Below are 2,327 nucleotides of genomic sequence, written 5' to 3'. Positions count from 1 at the left end.
CAGATGATCAAGCGTGAGGCCCTGTCCGGCTCCCAGGAATACGGGCAGCTGTATTTTACGGACCACCTGGGCGATTACGGGAAGGCGCTCTACTCGTCGCTGAATGATCGCGCGAATGCTGCTCTGATTCTTGATCTGGGAGATGAGGTTTACATGAGTTATAATCCCCAACGCATGTCCACGGTGGCCGCCTGGCAGGGGCAGCTTGATCTTAGTGAGACGAAATACCAGCTATACCGCGGGGAGGGAGAGCCCACCATTGACGGGCAGGAACTCAGCGGGATGCAGCGGATGCACTGGAGCTACCAGGATCGCTACGGGCAGCTGAATAATCTTGTGTCCGATCGCACCCCGTACCCGGCGGAATGGCTGGCCTACCACGGCCACTACCAGCATGGTGAAGACATCGTACTGTCGTACTCCATTATGGGGCGTAAGGTGCTGGAAAAGCCATCATCTCACATGCTGGAGGGTATCCCGGTCATCCAGCACACCATGACTATAGCGCCGGGAGATTCCTGGCGTAAAATTATGCTTGGTGGGCTCGGCGACCGGGACAGCCAGACCGCCAAGGAAGGCGTGTTTGCCCTGGATAATCCCAATGCGAGCGAAGGACTTGGCGAGGAGAACTGGGGCAGCCCGCACCAGAGCCTCGTGATGACTGCACCCGGAGAAGGAAGTTCTATTGACGGTTTCTTTGCCACGGGCGTGCAGGGAGATACCGAAGGTATGCGGTGGGTTGTGGATGAGCCTCATCATCTTGGACTCTATATTCCACCTTCTGACGAAGAACAAACAATAACAATCCACCGCTTCAGCGGGCAGGGGCAAGCGCAGTACCTGGCCTTTGCCGGGTACCTGTCGGAGGTGCAGGGAAGGGTAATTACGAAGCCGGAAACCTTTACGCAGGGTGGCAAGCGCGTTTGGAAAGAGACTGTTGTAACCAAAGGACAGCTTAATGCCGGTCGCCCGCACTACGATCCCATCCACTACGGGGAAGCCAACCAGGAAGCACCGGAAAAACTGGTCACCATTCCGGAAGGCTACCCATACACCGTTGACAAGATTACCCTGCCATTTGAAAATCCCTGGAACAGCTGGATCCGCCCGTCCGGGTTCGACTTTTTCCCCGACGGCCGGGCGGTGGTCAGCACCTACGCCGGGGACGTCTGGCTGGCCGAAGGGATTGACGATGAGCTCGACCAGATCCGCTGGCAGCGTATCGCTACGGGTTTGTATGATCCATTTGGCGTGAAGGTGAAAGATGGTCAGATCTACGTGATCTGCCGCGACCGCATTATGCGGCTGAACGACCTGAACGGGGACGGGGAGACCGATTTCTACGAATCCTTCTTTGCCGATACAGACGTCTCGGATGTGCCGGTGCAGGCCTACAACTTCTCCCTGGAGACCGACAGCCGGGGCCGCTTCCTGTATGCCAAGGCGGGGCAGTACACCAACAACGACGAGCCGGGCAACCTGATCCGCGTGAGCCCGGACGGGCACACCCAGGAGTCGGTGGCGATCGGCTTCCGTGCGCCCAACGGGGTAACGGTTGATCCCCAGGATCGCATCTTTGTCAGTGATAATGAAGGAAACTGGATGCCGGCTAACAAGATCAGCATCGTGGAAGAGGGTGGATTTTACGGGTATATCCCTTCGATTAAATCTTCTGTAACAAATCCAGGTTCCAAGGAATATGAAATGCGTCCGGACTTGGCCAAGTACCCAGAGAACGGGGCCGTTCTGCCACTGAGTTTTGACAAGCCGATCGTGTGGATGCCCAGGGCATTTGACAACTCCCCGGGCAACGGCGCGTGGACGCCGACTGGGTGGGGACCGCTCGGGGATCGCCTCATATGGACCAGCTTCGGGAAAGGGTGGGCCTACCAGGTGCTGACCGGCCAGGTGGATGGGACCACGCAGGCGGCGGTCTCGGCCCTGCCGTTCCAGTTTGACAGCGGCACCCAGCGGGCGGCCATCAATCCCGCCGACGGGCAGTACTACCTGGCCGGGGTGACGGGCTGGGATGATGCGTTTGCCCAGAAGTATGGCTCCTTCGACCGGATCCGCTACACCGGCGGCGATGGGTTTGTCATGGATGCTGTTAAGGTACGCTCCACCGGTATCGCTATTACCTTCAGCCAGGAGCTAAACGCCGAGGTGGCTACACAAAGCGAAAACTATACAGTAACGCAGTGGAACTACCGGTGGAAAGAGCGGTACGGCTCAGAGGACTGGTCGGTGAAAAATCCAGAGCAAACCGGCCAGGATGATGTTCCCGTACAAGGCGCAGAGTTGTCTGAGGATGGCAAAACGATTCTGAT

At 57.8% G+C, this 2,327-nt stretch carries 1 protein-coding gene; it reads left to right on the top strand.

The annotated features are described in order from the left end of the window. On the top strand, nt 1-2,327 hold a 2,327-nt coding region (locus ACG2E4_RS18260), incomplete at both ends, for a DUF6797 domain-containing protein (protein WP_395277485.1).

It is taken from the genome of Halalkalibaculum sp. DA384 (assembly GCF_043951955.1).
Classification (GTDB): Bacteria; Bacteroidota; Rhodothermia; order Balneolales; family Balneolaceae; genus JAMQKA01.
The sequence above is the reverse complement of the archived record's forward strand: the minus strand, read 5'-3'. Positions and strand labels throughout refer to the sequence as shown.